General features: G+C 43.3%; 9 protein-coding genes and 1 pseudogene. All 10 read right to left on the reverse strand.

The window, feature by feature from the left end; genetic code table 11:
• Positions 1-93 precede the first annotated feature (93 nt).
• Complete coding sequence (gene erm(B), locus FKX92_RS04845; RefSeq protein ID WP_001038795.1) at positions 94-831, reverse strand: 23S rRNA (adenine(2058)-N(6))-methyltransferase Erm(B); 738 nt, start codon at positions 829-831, stop codon at positions 94-96.
• Between the two features lie 124 nt (positions 832-955).
• Positions 956-1,039, reverse strand: coding sequence for a 23S rRNA methyltransferase attenuation leader peptide (locus FKX92_RS04850; protein ID WP_001814874.1), 84 nt, complete (start codon positions 1,037-1,039; stop codon positions 956-958).
• A 48-nt stretch (positions 1,040-1,087) separates the two neighbouring features.
• Complete coding sequence (locus FKX92_RS12145) at positions 1,088-1,321, reverse strand: peptide-binding protein (protein ID WP_148842514.1); 234 nt, start codon at positions 1,319-1,321, stop codon at positions 1,088-1,090.
• Positions 1,304-2,506: pseudogene (gene mobT / locus FKX92_RS04855) on the reverse strand (MobT family relaxase); the annotation flags it as partial. The pseudogene mobT and the gene FKX92_RS12145, both read right to left, overlap by 18 nt.
• Before the next feature lie 177 nt (positions 2,507-2,683).
• Complete coding sequence (locus FKX92_RS04865; RefSeq protein WP_000813488.1) at positions 2,684-4,069, reverse strand: FtsK/SpoIIIE domain-containing protein; 1,386 nt, start codon at positions 4,067-4,069, stop codon at positions 2,684-2,686.
• A 28-nt stretch (positions 4,070-4,097) separates the two neighbouring features.
• Entirely contained in the window at positions 4,098-4,484 is a 387-nt protein-coding gene (locus FKX92_RS04870) for a YdcP family protein (protein ID WP_000985015.1), read from the reverse strand.
• 15 nt (positions 4,485-4,499) lie between these two features.
• The gene (locus tag FKX92_RS04875) at positions 4,500-4,814 is read right to left on the reverse strand and encodes a YdcP family protein (RefSeq protein WP_000420682.1); all 315 of its coding nucleotides are present in this window, start codon (positions 4,812-4,814) and stop codon (positions 4,500-4,502) included.
• Positions 4,815-5,246: 432 nt separating this feature from the next.
• On the reverse strand, positions 5,247-13,862 hold the full coding sequence (locus FKX92_RS04885; protein ID WP_149565678.1) for a CshA/CshB family fibrillar adhesin-related protein: 8,616 nt from the start codon (positions 13,860-13,862) through the stop codon (positions 5,247-5,249).
• Positions 13,863-14,267: 405 nt separating this feature from the next.
• Positions 14,268-14,741 (reverse strand): IS200/IS605 family transposase, encoded by a 474-nt coding sequence (gene tnpA / locus FKX92_RS04890; protein WP_149565679.1) that lies wholly within the window; start codon positions 14,739-14,741, stop codon positions 14,268-14,270.
• Between the two features lie 200 nt (positions 14,742-14,941).
• The coding region (locus FKX92_RS04895; protein WP_149565680.1) for an LPXTG cell wall anchor domain-containing protein at positions 14,942-16,889 on the reverse strand (1,948 nt) is incomplete at its 5' end.

Raw genomic sequence — 16,889 nt, forward strand, 5'->3', positions numbered from 1 at the left:
TTCTTGGAAGCTGTCAGTAGTATATCTAATAATTTATCTCCATTCCCTTTAGTAACGTGTAACTTTCCAAATTTAAAAAAGCGACTCATAGAATTATTTCCTCCCGTTAAATAATAGATAACTATTAAAAATAGACAATACTTGCTCATAAGTAATGGTACTTAAATTGTTTACTTTGGCGTGTTTCATTGCTTGATGAAACTGATTTTTAGTAAACAGTTGACGATATTCTCGATTGACCCATTTTGAAACAAAGTACGTATATAGCTTCCAATATTTATCTGGAACATCTGTGGTATGGCGGGTAAGTTTTATTAAGACACTGTTTACTTTTGGTTTAGGATGAAAGCATTCCGCTGGCAGCTTAAGCAATTGCTGAATCGAGACTTGAGTGTGCAAGAGCAACCCTAGTGTTCGGTGAATATCCAAGGTACGCTTGTAGAATCCTTCTTCAACAATCAGATAGATGTCAGACGCACGGCTTTCAAAAACCACTTTTTTAATAATTTGTGTGCTTAAATGGTAAGGAATATTCCCAACAATTTTATACCTCTGTTTGTTAGGGAATTGAAACTGTAGAATATCTTGGTGAATTAAAGTGACACGAGTATTCAGTTTTAATTTTTCTGACGATAAGTTGAATAGATGACTGTCTAATTCAATAGACGTTACCTGTTTACTTATTTTAGCCAGTTTCGTCGTTAAATGCCCTTTACCTGTTCCAATTTCGTAAACGGTATCGGTTTCTTTTAAATTCAATTGTTTTATTATTTGGTTGAGTACTTTTTCACTCGTTAAAAAGTTTTGAGAATATTTTATATTTTTGTTCATGTAATCTCTCCTGAAGTGATTACATCTATAAACAAATACAGAAGTTAAACGATTTGTTTGTAATTTTAGTTATCTGTTTAAAAAGTCATAAGATTAGTCACTGGTAGGAATTAATCTAACGTATTTATTTATCTGCGTAATCACTGTTTTTAGTCTGTTTCAAAACAGTAGATGTTTTATCTACATTACGCATTTGGAATACCAACATGACGAATCCCTCCTTCTTAATTACAAATTTTTAGCATCTAATTTAACTTCAATTCCTATTATACAAAATTTTAAGATAATGCACTATCAACACACTCTTAAGTTTGCTTCTAAGTCTTATTTCCATAACTTCTTTTACGTTTCCGCCATTCTTTGCTGTTTCGATTTTTATGATATGGTGCAAGTCAGCACGAACACGAACCGTCTTATCTCCCATTATATCTTTTTTTGGATATCTGTCAACTGGTATGGTTGACAGATATCCTTTTTTTGTTGTTATCACGTCCTGTTCTTTTACTGACTGTTGCTTCAAAATCTGCTTGTGTCGGTCTGTCAGTTTCGCATGGTCGAGAATGTCTTTTACAACCTGCGTCTGGTTGATTTCATCAAGTTTAATCGCAACCTTTAAGGTCGGGGCAACTTGATGAGATAGCCAGTTCAGCGTCCTTTGGAAGGAGTAAGGCTCTGGTTTTGTGGTTAGTTTTAATCGTTCACGATTGTTCCCAATAAACCAAGCCCATTCTTCATTCAGTTTCCAATCAGAACGAGGTTTGGAATCGTCTTTATCTACAAAACGGATATACCGATTGATAATTTTAAAGGCGGTATGCTCTGGATTGTCATAGACGAGTAAATCACGGACTGCATAATAGGCACGCTCATTTTTCAATCGAATCTCAAAACGGTTTTTTACTTCTGCGTCTTCAATGGGAATATCATTTTTCTTGTACTGCTCGTAGTCCTTTTCATAGATACAGAAATAAACTTCACTTTGTAATGAACCGATATAGAGGGTGTTTCCCATACATTCCTTTTCCTCTTTGCGTACCAGTTCGCCACTGCGATAGCTTTTAAAACTGCGGAAGACGGAGATACATTCTTCCTGTTGGCACTTTTCAGTGAGTACAGGGATATTCAAAATCCCTGTCTTATCGTTAATGGCAAGGTCAAGGCGTTTCATCACACCGCCAGCCACCAAAACGTCCATAAAGAACTCATACCAGCTTCTTTGTTGTGCCAGAAGATAGCTTTCAAATTGTCTGCACCCACGACCTTTCAATTCCACCAGAACTCCTTTGTCCAGTTCATGGGAGCAAAGGACGAATATGTCGCCTAAAGCATAATGCTCTGAATAAGAATAGAAACCATAGTCCTCATGAAGAAAATAGGACAGTTTCAGTTGTAAGATGTTTTCGACCACCTGCTGTACGTCTGTTGTCGGAAAGCGAATCCTTACATAATCAAACAGCATTTCAAGGGGAGCGTCGGGATTGAAGCGTTCCAGAGCTTCCCAAAGGGACTGCTGTAAATCCTCTGATGGCTTGACTTTTCCTGTTTCAATATCGCTTAGATACTGCCTTGTAATACCAGTCGCAACAGCTAAACGGTTTTGAGATAGTCCATAAGCCAAGCGTTTTTCTTTTAAATGCTGTAACCAAGTTTGTTCATTCAGTAAAAATCCCTCCAATCAAAAAGGCGTATGTCAACTTTTAAAGCCCATTTGACATACGCTGAAATTTTGTAAATCCCTTGTAACCAAAGGATTTTCTAATGTTTTTTTGACTGTTTCCTGTCGATTTGTACCCCCCTGTTAGAAACGGGGGGTTAAGTGCTGGCGTGGCTATTGCCACACCAGCCAGCAAGATCAGTCCACACCTGCGACTTCCGCTTCGCACGTCGCCTGCGTGGACTGTCTGCTGTTGGATAACTTTTTAATTTCCTCCAAGAAATCATATCCTTTTGGTACAAGGGGAGTATAAAACTCTGATATGACACTTGTTCCTACATCAACATAGCCACGACCTTTGATTCGCTTTAAGAAGAAATCCTTTTGTACGTCACTGCCAAACATCATGCCATAGCCCATTTCAGACATACGACCTAAAGCCACTCTGAAATTAAACTGATCACGGATTCCGTCGCCTAAATATTTTGCGTCTGGACGTTGACAAGCCAGTATTAGAAAGAAGCCAGCTTGACGACCTAACATGACAATCTGTTTCAGCTTATTCATAACTGCGGTGTTTTCTTTTGTTCCCAGCATTTCCATGAAAGCGACGTATTCATCAAAGATTAAGAAGTGTGCCGGGAGACCTAAGTAAGCATAATTTTTGCCAGTCTTATAGTTCTTCATCTGCTTCATTTCCTCACTACGTTTCATCATTTCTTCATAGAATGTTTCAATGCAAGAAAGCAAGTCTTCTTTTCTATAGTAGACATTTGCCATCACAGAACCTAAGTCCGCAAGATCAGCATTTTTCGGGTCAAGAATATACAGTTTTGAATCTGTATGAAGCAAGGCTTCAATCAGTGTCAGTATAAAGTAAGTTTTACCGCCACCTGTACCACCAGCAATCAACATATGAGGGAGCTTATCATATTCCCACCATACGTTTTTCATTAAGCGAAGTTTACCATCTTTAGCTTCTACTTCATCAATAGAAATACGACTGGCTATGGTGTCATAGAGCAAAGTATATTCCACATAGGAATCCTTTAACTCTTTATCCGTCAGCTCACAGTACAAGCCACTCTCTAATTTCTTTTCCAAGTGTAAGAGTTGGTCTTGATATTTTCCCAGCGTGATTTCCACCCGTATCTGTATCAAGCCATTTTTAAGTCGATAATACATTTTAGGGAAGTAGGTTATCTTTTCCTTTGTACGACCAGCACTATCTTTAAAGAAACCCTCTGTTTTGACCTGTTCAGATTCATACCACTTGTTTTCAAGTATCATCTTTGCCAGTTTTTGACGGTGGTAAAGTTGTTTAACCGTATCATAGCGAACCCGTTTGAATACAAACGCTACCAGCAAGCAGATAAGAATTGCGACACTGAAACTGATAATTAAATAGGGAATGTCAATCTTATCTGCTTGTGATAGGTTAAAATCCTGCCAGTTGATCTGCTGGATTGTCTTCACATGAAACAGTCCGACAACCAGCAGGAAAACAGGCAGGAGTGACGCTATCGTAAAATGAAAGACTAAATCTTTACCAGATGGGCGAATCCTTTTACCACGCTGTTTCATGCGAAAAAGTCTCCTTTCTACCTAGCGACTATTTGTCTTGTGTCGGTTCTTTCTTTGCTTGTGGTTGAGCTTTGAATGAACTAGAATCCTTTGTCAGCACAATATCGTCTGCCTTGATATACCAGTCAACATCTGCTCCTTGATAGGTGGCAGTAGCAACGGTGTCCGCAATGGGATTGATAAGTTCCACCCGTGCGTTATAATCAAACTCTTTCAAAGGCACGCTGGCAGGAATACTTACTTGAATCATGCGTCCTTGTCCTTTGGATTTTAAGTCATAGGTACGTTCCTTGATTTCATCTGAAACCGACCCGTCTTCATTTTGGATTCTCACTTCACGACGTAGAGCAGAGAATTTCAATTCTCCAAAAGTCGTGTCTTTATCTAATACAATGCCATTTGCTAATCTCATCATTTTTCCTCTCTTTCTTTATTCTTTTATCATGTCGTCAGCATGTAAAAGGTAATTTGTAAAACCACGAGTGCCGATTTTGTAGCCCTCTGCGGTAATACGTGGATTGACTAACTTCACACGTTCCTCAAAGCCGAAATGTTTTTCGCCAGCTTCAGCAGGAAGCACCACCACAATATCATCTGCTCTTTGAACATCAGAATAGAGATTATAGCTTCTTGATAAGACAGTTAGCCGTCCGTTGATTCTTCGCTGAACGACTTTATCCTCGCCAGCAAATTCTAAATTGCCGAATGTTTTTTCCATGTTGGGAATCACAAATTTAAGTTCCATATTTTTACCTATCCTTTCTTTTTTATTGGCTGAATGAATGTTTGATGGTCTTAAAGAGTGGGGAACGACCTTTTGATTCTTGATTTTTTGTTTTCATAAGTTCACTTCCTTTCAAAATCGGGTAAAAAAATAGACACCTCATTTTTTGAAGTGTCTACCTATTAAATATTCAAATTTTATTGGAAGTATCTTTATATCTTCACTTTTCAAGGATAAATCGTCGTATCAAAGCTCATTCATAAGTAGTAAATTAGTAGTAAATTGAGTGGTTTTGACCTTGATAAAGTGTGATAAGTCCAGTTTTTATGCGGATAACTAGATTTTTATGCTATTTTTTATATAAAAAAAAAACAGGTAGAACATAAGTTCTACCTGTTTTTGAGCTTTTCCGAAATTCTTCTAGTTTATTAACGGAATTTCTTCAAGCCTATGTTAGTCTTCAGACTTTTTCTTCCTCTTCTCTAAGCCAAACAGTCCCAAACCTGATACTCCCGCAAGTAAGCTTGCTGCTAAATATGAGGTTTCTTCCGTACCTGTCTTAGGAAGGGCTTTTCCACTCTCACTCTTGGAAAGAGAAGGTAGTGCAGGCGTAATCGTCCGCTCTGGCTGAACAGGATCTTCTGTCACAGTCGGAACATAGATTGCTGAAATCGTCTGACCATTGCGGTCTTTGCGAATCACTGTTACGCCGTCAGCTTGACCGACAAAGCCAGCTTCTGGTACAAAGGTCACAGTGCCATCTGGCGCAATCGTGTAAGTACCTTGGCCTGGAACAACCTTTTCGGTGCTGCCATTCTCGAAAGTTGGCGGAACGGTTGAATCCACGTCTCCTTCAAAGATAGGTTTACCAGTCTGAGGCTGGCCTTTGAGACCCGTGCTGCCGGTATCTTCTGTGGCAGTGCTTCCCAAAACAGTTGGTGTATAGGTAGCCGTCACGGCATTGCCATAAATATCTGAACGCTTCACGACAACTCCACTAGCAGTTCCGACAAAGTCTGCCTCCGGTACGAAAGTCACTGCCCCCAGCATATTGAAACGATAAGTTCCTTCTCCTGGTACAACCATTTCGGTGCTGCCATCCGCAAAGGTAGGTGCTACTGCCTGGTCAATCGCCCCTTCAAAGGTTGGCGTGCCCGTTTGAGCTTGGCCCTTGCGGCCGCTGGACACACTGTCCTGACTGGTTGATGGTGCAACCACGGTCGGAACATAGCGAGCCGTCACTGAGGTGCCATTCTTATCACGGCGGACAAGGGTCACACCAGTACCCTGACCAAGGAAATCTGCTTCTGGAGTGAAAGTAACTGTACCGTCTGGTGTGATGGTATAAGTTCCCTCACCTGGAATAGTCTTTTCCTTGCTTCCGTCGTCGAAGGTTGGCGCAATTGTTTCATCAATTGGCACCAATGGATCACCTGCTTCGAAGACAGGTGTGCCAGTTTGAACATGTCCCTTGATATTTGTAGAGGGAGCATCTTTACCAGTTGGAGTTACCTTGGCGAACTCTGGGCTGTAGGTCGCTGTTACTGGAGTTCCATTCTTGTCCACACGTTTCACAGTGATTGGATCTGGTTTACCTACAAATTGCTTATCTGGGGTGAAGGTCACTGCTCCATCTGGAGTAATGGTGTAGGTTCCCTGACCTGGAATAGTCTTCTTCTTGCTTCCATCTTCGAAGCTTGGCTCAACAGTCTCATCAATTGGAACTAGTGGTTCACCACCCGCAAAAATTGGGGTACCAGTTTGCGCAACACCTTGAGGGCCTGTGCTAGTCGCATTGGTGCTGGTTGGAATCACTTCTTTCACTACCGCTTGGTACTTAACTGTAACAGGGGTACCATTGACATCAGTGCGTGTCAATTCGAGTTCTGGTGTTTCACCCTTGAACTGTTTATCTGGGGTAAAGGTTACCTTGCCATTTGCATCCACTTCGAACTTACCGACATTCGGTACTTCTTTGACAGAAGAACCATTGTCAAATAACGGAGTCGAACCAGCCGGGAATGGAACAGAGTCATGGCCTGGGGTGAAGGTGACTTTTCCTTCTTGAACCTGACCCTGCAGGCCTTCTGTCTTCTCACCAGTTCCTGTAGGAATCACTTTCGTAAACTCTGGACTGTAGGTCGCTATCACTGGTGTGCCGTTCTTATCAATACGTTTCACAGTAATTGGATCTGGTTTACCCACAAATTGCTTTTCTGGACTGAAGGTCACTGCACCATCTGGTGCAATAGTGTATGTTCCCTGACCTGGAATGGTCTTCTTCTTGCTGCCATCTTCGAAGGTTGGCTCCACTGTTTCATCAATCGGAACTAGTGGATCACCGCCCGCAAAGGTTGGAGTGCCAGTTTGAGGAAGACCTTGAGGTCCTGTGCTTGTTGCATTGGTACTGGTTGGCGTTACCTTAGTAAACTCTGGACTGTAAGTCGCTGTCACTGGTGTGCCGTTCTTATCAACACGTTTCACAGTAATTGGATCTGGTTTACCCACAAATTGCTTGTCTGGGGTGAAGGTCACTGCACCATCTGGTGCAATAGTGTATGTTCCCTGACCTGGAATGGTCTTCTTCTTGCTGCCATCTTCGAAAGTTGGCTCTACTGAGCCATCAATTGGAACCAGTGGATCGCCGCCTGCGAAGGTCGGTGTGCCAGTTTGAGGGACACCTTGAGGACCGGTGCTTGTTGCATTGGTGCTGGTTGGAATCACTTCTTTCACTGCTGCTTGATATTTGACGGTTACTGGAGTTCCATTCGCATCAGTCCGAGTCAATTCCAGTTCTGGCGTTTCCCCCTTGAATTGCTTGTCTGGTGTGAAAGTTACCTTACCGTCTGCGCCCACTTCGAACTTACCGACATTTAGCACTTCTTTAACTGCTGAACCATTATCAAACAGTGGAGTTGTGCCCGCTGGGAATGGAACGGAATCATGGCCTGGAGTGAAGATAACATGACCTTCTTGAACCTGACCTTGCAAGCCTTCTGTCTTATCACCAGTACCAGTTGGAGTTACTTTAGTGAACTCTGGGCTGTATGTTGCAGTTACTGGCGTGCCATTCTTATCGACGCGTTTTACAGAGATTGGATTCGGTTTACCTACAAATTGCTTGTCTGGTGTGAAAGTCACTGCGCCATCTGGAGCAATCGTGTATGTTCCTTGACCTGGAATAGTCTTCTCCTTACTTCCATCTCCGAAAGTTGGCTCAACTGTTTCATCAATTGGAACTAGTGGATCACCACCCGCAAAGGTTGGAATGCCAGTTTGAGGGACACCTTGAGGACCTGTGCTAGTCGCATTGGTGCTGATTGGAGTTACCTTGGTAACGGTCGGTGTATAAGTAGCAGTAACTTCAGTACCATTCTTATCCACACGTTTCACAGTGACTGGTGTTGGTGTACCAATATACTGTTTCTCTGGAGTAAAGGTGACAGAACCATCTGAGTTGATAGTGTATTCTCCTACTCCCTGAACAGTCTTCTTAGACTGACCGTCTTCGAAGGTCATTGGAGAATCCATATCAATTGGAACAGCAGAGTCGCCAGGAGTGAAAGTAGGCGTCCCCTTTTGTGGTTGACCTTGAATGCCAGTCGATTCAGCATTGGTGCCAGTTGGGGTTACTTTGGTAACTTCTGGGGTATAAGTAGCAGTTATTTCTGTGCCATTAGCATCGACTCGTTTAACCCTAATAGGTGTCGCCTTGCCAGTGAATTGCTTATCTGGAGTGAAGGTAATGGAACCATCTGAATTAATGGTATAAGTTCCTTGATTAGCCACTACCAAAGTATCAGTCCCATTTTCAAAGGTCATTGGCTTGGTCATATCGATTGGAACTGCTTGGTCACCTGGACTGAAAGTTGGCTTGCCACTTTGCGGTTGACCTTGAAGGCCGGTTGATTCAGCATTGGTGCTGGTAGGCGTTACCCGTATTACCGTTGGCGTATAGGTAGCAGTCACTTCTGTTCCGTTTTTATCTACACGTTTAACAGTAACTGAAGCTGGGGTCCCCACATACTGTTTGTCTGGGGTAAAGGTGATAGTACCATCTGAGTTGATGGTATATTCCCCTACTCCTTGAACCGTCTTCTTAGGTTGACCATCTTCAAATGTCATTGGAGAATCCATATCAATCGGAACAAGTGGATCACCACCTTGGAAGCTTGGGCTACCTGTTTGCGGAACACCCTGAGGACCTGTGCTAGTCGCATCGGTGCCTCTTGGAACCACTTCTTTCACCACTGCTTGGTATTTGACTGTAACAGGGGTGCCGTTGGCATCGATGCGAGTCAGTTCGAGTTCTGGTGTCTCACCTTTAAACTGCTTGTCTGGAGTGAAAGTTACCTTGCCGTCCGCATCCACTTCGAATTTACCAACATTTGGTACTTCCTTCACTGTTGAATTATTATCAAACAGCGGAGTCGAACCAGCAGGGAATGGAACTGAGTCATGGCCAGGTGTGAAGGTAACTTTACCTTCTTGAACTTGACCTTGCAGGCCTTCTGTCTTGTTTCCAACACCAGTTGGCTTTACAGCTGTCACTGTTGCTTGATATTTTGCCTTCGCAAGGGTACCGTTGACATCTGCACGACTGACTTCAATTTCTGGCGTTTTACCTACGAATGTCTTTACCGGTGTAAAGGTAATATTACCATCAATATCCACTTCAAACTTGCCAACATTTTCAATTTCTTTCACATTGGTACCAGTGTCAAAAACTGGAGAATTATCTGCTGAAAAACCAACTTCTGGTCTTCCGGCTTCAAAAGTAATCTTACCATTCTGAACCAATCCTTGTGGACCTTCAGTATGATCGCCAGTTGCGTTTGGAATAACTTCTTCAACAATAGGAGTATATTTAGCTGTCACTTCGGTTCCATTCGCATCTACACGTTTGACCGTGACTGGTGTTGCCTTACCAGTAAATTTCTTCTCCGGCTTAAAGGTAATGGAACCATCTGAATTAATCGTATAAGTTCCTTGATTAGCTACTACCAATGTGTCAGTCCCATTTTCAAAGGTCATTGGCTTGGCCATATCGATTGGGACTGCTTGGTCACCTGGGGTAAAGATCGGCTTGCCGCTTTGTGGTTGTCCTTGCAGGTCTGTTGACTCAGCATTGGTGCTAGTTGGTGTGACCCGTGTTACCGTTGGCGTGTAAGTAGCAGTAACTTCAGTGCCATTCGTATCAACGCGTTTAACAGTCACTGGTGTTGGTGTGCCCACATATTGCTTTTCTGGAGTGAAAGTAATCGAACCATCTGACTCAATGACATAAGTACCGACCTTATCTACCTTCTTAGTTGTTTGATTATCTTCAAAGGTCATTGGTTGGGCTATATCAATCGGCACAGCTTTGTCACCCGCAGTGAAAGTAGGTGTACCTGATTGTGGTAGACCTTGAAGACCAGTGCTAGTCGCATTGATACCTGTAGGAACCACTTCTTTCACCACTGCTTGGTATTTGACTGTAACAGGAGTGCCATTCACATCTGCTCGAATCAATGTCAGCTCAGGAGTGGTTCCCTTAAACTGCTTGTCTGGCGTGAAAGTAACCTTACCATTAGCATCCACTTCAAATTTACCAACGGTTGGAATCTCTTTTACAGTCAAACCATTGTCAAAGAGCGGAGTTGTTTCAGCTGGGAATGGTACAGAGGCATGACCTGGGGTGAAGGTAACATGACCTTCTTGAACCTGACCTTGCAATCCTTCTGTCTTATCACCAGTACCAGTCGGAGTTACCTTGGTAACAGTTGGCGTATAGGTTGCTCTTACTTCTGTGCCATTTTCGTCAACTCGTTTGACCGTCACCGCGGCTGGGGTACCCACATATTTCTTATCTGGAGTAAAGGTAATAGATCCATCTGAATTGATGGTGTATTCTCCCACGCCCGCAACAATCTTCTTAGGTTGATCATTGTCAAAGGTCATTTGCTTGTTGTAGTCAATTGGGACCGCTGGGTCGCCTTCCTTGAAGACCGGCGTTCCTGTTTGTGGCACCCCTTGAGGACCTGATGAAGTAGCAGGTGTGCTGGTTGGTGTGACCTTGGTCACGTTAGGTGTATAGGCAGCAGTCACTTCTGTGCCGTTGGCATCTACGCGTTTAACCGTAACTGGTGTCGCCTTGCCAGTGAATTGCTTAAGCGGCTTGAAGGTAATAGTATCATCTGAATTGATAGTATAAGTTCCTTCATTCGCCACTTCCAAGGTGTCCGTCCCATTTTCAAAAGTCATGGCTTTGCTCATGTCAATTGGGATTTGTTGGTCACCTGCAGTGAAAGTTGGCTTACCACTTTGTGCTTGACCTTGAAGACCAGTTGATTCAGCATTGGTACTTCTTGGCGTTACTTGGGTTACCTTAGGTTGATAACGTGCTCGGTGTGCTTTACCGTCGGTATCACTGACTTGAACTACCACTGGGTCTGGCGTGCCATAAAAAGTCTTGATAGGCTTGAAGGTCACTTGGCCGGTATTTGGATCCAATTCATAGGTTCCCACTTGCTGGCCATTGGCCATGGCAGGCACCGTATTTTCTGTTACCAGTCGTCCATTCGCATCCACAAAGCTAGCCGGACGAGTAGCTTCTGGCATGACAGGGGTCGTATTCGCATCATCATCGTTAAAAACTAGCGTTTTGTTTTGGTCTAAACCTTGAATACCATTTGATTCGTAGTTTGGAATTTTACGGACTGTTGGTACATAACGGCCATCCATTGTAGTCAATTGATCATTCTTATTAGGGTCAGAAGCATCTGTCGAAGTCCAACCAGTCGAGGTGCCATTGCTATCAGTCCAACGAATATTAATTCCATCAGCAGTTCCAGAAAAGTCCGCATTTGGAGTGAAAGCAACTTGAACATCATTGCCATTGACGGTCAAGCGATAGGTCCCTTCTGGACTAATATAGTTACCATCAACGGCTGTCAGAACTTGGCCTTGCTTATCTAAAACCTGAGGCACTTGGGTGCTCATAACTGCATTGACACTGTCGTCTGAGCGATCCGTTCCTTTAGGTGTGAAGTGAAGGACAGCAGTTTGAGTCTCGCCTGTAAAGCCATCCGTAGTCTGCTTCTCCCCCTTAGGAGGATAAATGCGGTGCAAGAGCATATCTTCTACTTCACCACTAAAGGCAATACCAGTTGGTTGCTCAATATCGCCTTTATTAGTCGCAATTCGGAAACGCATACCCAATTTGTCCACTTGACCGCCACTAATATTGGGGTTGGCATTGAAGGTCAAGATATAGTCACCAGCAGCTGTAATCTCTTGTAGGTTGCTACCTTCGCTTTCATTGAAGACTCCATCATTGTTGAAGTCTATCCAGGCCTTGACATAAGATTTAGCATTGCCATTTGGGTTAGCTTTGATTTTAATTGTGTAAGTTCCATTTTTTGCTTTGTCTAAATCAAGCAAATCATTAGAAGCACTTAATTGATCGTCCGCTAGTAATTGGCTGGCTCCCTCGTCCTTGTGTTCCTTTTTATCATCCAGAACCCAATTATTAGCTGTATCAACATCAATGTCTGCTGGAGTAGTCCCTAAGTAAGGCTGATTAATTAGCTTACCAGTCAGAGAATCACGACCTGAAATGGTATGGAAGGCTTCGCCATAAGTCGCTGGCGCATCACTGCCATCCACTACTAAGAATCCCATCATCATAGCCTGTTGCCCAGATGATGCTACATAGAAACCTACTTCAGATGCCCCACGCGTCATCACCACAGGAACCGTCCGTTCGTTAGAGCGGTTTGGCCCAAAGACCTGAGTCCCCAAGCCACCTGTCACTGTATCCGGACTGAGGTATTTATACCAGTCTACGCTTGTATCTCTTAAGATTAAGAGACCTCTTCTTTTTACATTTTCATCATCCAACATTTGCTTGGTAATAACGGTATAGGCTTCTTTGGCAGTACTCTTATTCTTCCATTCACCGAGATATTCCCATCCTTCTCCGTTAGTAGTGAAGATAGCAAATTCACCTGGATTGGCATCTTCACCATCGGCCATAACCACCGTAGGGGCTACGCGCTTGCCTAGATAGGTAGCTTCAATTTGGAATTTTACTCCCCAGTTGGTTGAGTTCTCTGGGTAAACCAGCTGGGTCTTTCGTCCTTGCGTATTGAACCCTTGATCACGGATGGCAGTCCATTGATTCTGAATAGCTCCTGTCACCGAGGGAGGGGTTTGACCATACTTTGCTGCAGACTTTAAATATCCATTCTGAGCATTTGGGTCATAAGTATTTGCTGTCGGTGTTCCTTCAACCCGTTTTCTATAAGTTTCAGTCGAGTTAAAAGGTTTAAGCTCAGTGACCGTCAGGGTTACTTCATAGCCCGGTGAAATTTCCTTTTTGAAGGTAGTTCCTACTTGGAGTCCGCCTCGTGAATCCAATCCTTTCCAACTTGCAGTATCCGAAAAATCAAGCCAAGTAATCTGTTTGGCTAATTGGGTACTATCTTTCTTGACAGATTCCTCCAAGCTTGGTTTAGGTACTCGTGGCGTAGAGGTAGCATCATCTGCCCCAGCTGGTCCAGTACCTATCGTAACTCCTGTTGTTACGCTGTTCTGTTGTCCAGTAGGTGTAGCATCCCGTCTCACACGACGAGAGCGATTAGGCTGAGATACATCTGCTATTGCTTCTGACTTTTCAGCCACGACAGCCGCGTTAGATATTTCTGGGTGAACAGTGATTGGTTGAGTATTCTCAACTGATTTAGTTGCTGTAGATTCAGTAGATCCTTCAACTTTCTCAGGCTCTGAGCTTCTTAGACTAGGATTATCATCTGATTGAGGGGTCTCAGTAGCAAAAGCAAGTGCTGAACTTTCTTTTGCATGTAAATGTTCAGAAGCCACAGTTTCAGCAGAATTCACTGATGATTCGGCTATTCCTGTTTGCGAAACTTCGTTTTGGGCACCAGAATCACTAACTTCATCAGCACTAACTTGTGCCGCTGCTCCCAAAAGAAGCAGGGTTGACAAGAGCACAGAACAAACACCGACGTTTAGTTTTCGAATCGAAAACTTACGCAGGTGAGGATTAAATAAATCTTTTCCCATAATAATCTCCTAAATAATCATCTAGTTACAATAGTTTTATTATACAACATTCCGTTTTAATTAGCTATATATATAACTATAATTATATAAATTTTTTTAAAAATGGACATAAAGTACTTTTCAGTCTATTTTTTAAAACAAAAGAAAAAATAAACCATAGAAAAATCCCTATAAATTAAATAAATCTAAGGATATTTCAGATTCTACTTTAATATTTAATATTTTAGAAATGCTATTATTATGAAGTTTTTAAGAGTTTTTCTCTTTGGATATAAATCAAAACCCCCAGTGTGAACTGGTGGTTTGCTCTGCGGCTATAAGCCGCTCTTACCGGCCAGGGCCAAAGGCCCACTGAAATGGCTTCCTCGCGCACCACTTTCCCGAGCGGGTGCTAAAGCACCTCGTCTATTTCTTCCTATGGGGTTCGCCTGTAAACGGATCAACTGTTTCAAACAAGGTTAGCTGATCCGCTACCCTGTCTTCCTGTAATTGATTCTGAATATACTCGGCAATCACCTTTTGGTTTCGACCTACTGTATCAACGTAATAGCCTCTACACCAGAATTTTCTATTGCCATACTTGTATTTCAGGTTAGCATGTTTGTCAAAAATCATAAGACTACTTTTGCCCTTTAAATATCCCATAAAATTAGATATACTGAGTTTTGGCGGAATGCTTACTAACATGTGGATATGGTCTGAACAGGAATTCGCTTCATGAATTGTAACTCCCTTGCGTTCACACAAATCTCGAATTATCTTCCCGATACTCGACTTATATTTACCATATATGATTTGGCGACGATATTTTGGGGCGAAAACGATATGATATTTACAATTCCAACGTGTATGTGATAAACTTTCATTATCCTCTCTCATGAGGTACCTCCTGTATGATGTGATGGAGTGGCGGGGAAACCACTTCTATCTTATCATTTTGGGAGGTTTTTTTGATACCACGCTGGAAGCTATCCGGAACCACTAGCATAGCTAGTGGTTTTCGAGGGCCAAGAAAAAAGATTCACTAACGAATCTTTTCCCTTTTATTTTAATATCTAAGAAAGCCAAATTCTTAAATTTTAGCCTTCAGACTTTTTCTTTCTCTTCGCTAAGCCAATCAGTCCTAAACCTGATACTCCCGCAAGTAAGCTTGCAGCTAAGTATGAGGTTTCTTCTGTACCAGTCTTAGGAAGAGCCTTTGCACCCTCATTCTTGGAAAGAGAAGGTGGTGCAGGCGTAATCGTCCGCTCTGGCTGAACAAGATCTTCTGTCACAGTCGGAATGTAGACTGCTGAAATCGTCTGACCATTGCGGTCTTTGCGAATCACTGTTACGCCGTCAGCTTGACCGACAAAGCCTCTTTCCGGTACAAAGGTCACTGTGCCATCTGGCGCAATCGTGTAAGTACCTTGACCTGGAACAACCTTTTCGGTGCTGCCATCCTCGAAAGTTGGCGGAACGGTTGGATCCACGTCGCCTTCAAAGATAGGCTTGCCGGTCTGAGGCTGGCCTTTAAGACCCGTGCTGCTGGTATCTTCTGTATCAGTGCTTCCCAAAACAGTTGGGGTATAGGTAGCCGTCACAGCATTGCCATAGATATCAAGACGTTTCACCTCAACTCCGCGAGCAGTTCCGACAAAGTCGGCTTCCGGTACAAAGGTTACTGCTCCCAGCATATTGAAACGATAAGTTCCCTCACCTGCGACAACCTTTTCCGTGCTGCCGTCCGCAAAGGTTGGAGCTACTGCCTGGTCAATCGCCCCTTCAAAGCTTGGCGAGCCCGTTTGAGCTTGGCCCTTGCGACCGCTAGATACACTGTTCTTGCTGGTTGATGGTTCAACCACGGTTGGAACATAGCGAGCTGTCACTGAGGTACCGTTCTTATCGCGATGGACAAGGGTCACACCAGTACCCTGACCAAGGAAATCAGCTTCTGGAGTAAAGGTGACTGTGCCATCAGGTGCGATGATGTACGTTCCCTGACCTGGAATGGTCTTTTCCTTACTTCCGTCTTCGAAGGTTGGTTCAATAGACTCATCAATTGGAACAAGTGGATCACCTGCTTCAAAGACAGGCTTGCCAGTCTGAGCATGGCCCTTGATATTTGTAGATGTAGCATCTTTACCAGTTGGAGTTACCTTAGTATACTCTGGACTGTATGTCGATATCACTGGTGTACCGTTCTTATCCACTCGCTTCACAGTGATTGGATCTGGTTTACCCACAAATTGCTTGTCTGGGGTGAAGGTCACTGCCCCATCTGGAGTGATGGTATATGTTCCTTGACCTGGAATAGTCTTCTTCTTGCTTCCATCTTCGAAGCTTGGCTCTACCGTGTCATCGATTGGAACCAGCGGATCGCCGCCTGCGAAGGTCGGTGTGCCAGTTTGAGGGACCCCTTGAGGACCTGTGCTAGTCGCATTGGTGCTAGTAGAAGTCACTTCTTTCACTACCGCTTGGTACTTGACAGTTACTGGTGTTCCATTCGCATCAGTCCGAGTCAATTCGAGTTCCGGTGTTTCACCCTTGAATTGTTTGTCAGGTGTGAAGGTCACCTTACCATCTGCATCCACTTCGAATTTACCGACATTTGGAACTTCTTTCACTGTTGAATTGTTATCAAACAGCGGAGTTGAACCAGCTGGGAATGAAACAGAGTTGTGCCCTGAAGTAAAAGTGACTTGGCCTTCTTGGACTTGACCTTGCAAGCCTTCTGTCTTAGTGCCAGTACCAGTTGGCGTAACTTTAGTAAACTCTGGGCTGTATGTCGCAGTTACTGGTGTGCCATTTTTATCCACACGCTTCACAGTGACTGGATCTGGTTTGCCTACAAACTGCTTGTTTGGGGTGAAGGTCACTGCCCCATCTGGTGCAATGGTATAGGTTCCCTGACCTAGAATGGTCTTTTCTTTGCTTCCGTCTTCAAATGCTGGCTCTACTGACTCATCAATTGGAACCAGTGGATTACCACCTGTGAAGGTTGGGGTACCGGTTTGTGGAACGCCCTGAGGACCAGTGCTAGTTGCG

The sequence above is a fragment of the Streptococcus sanguinis genome, from assembly GCF_008329445.1.
Taxonomy (GTDB): domain Bacteria; phylum Bacillota; class Bacilli; order Lactobacillales; family Streptococcaceae; genus Streptococcus; species Streptococcus sanguinis_O.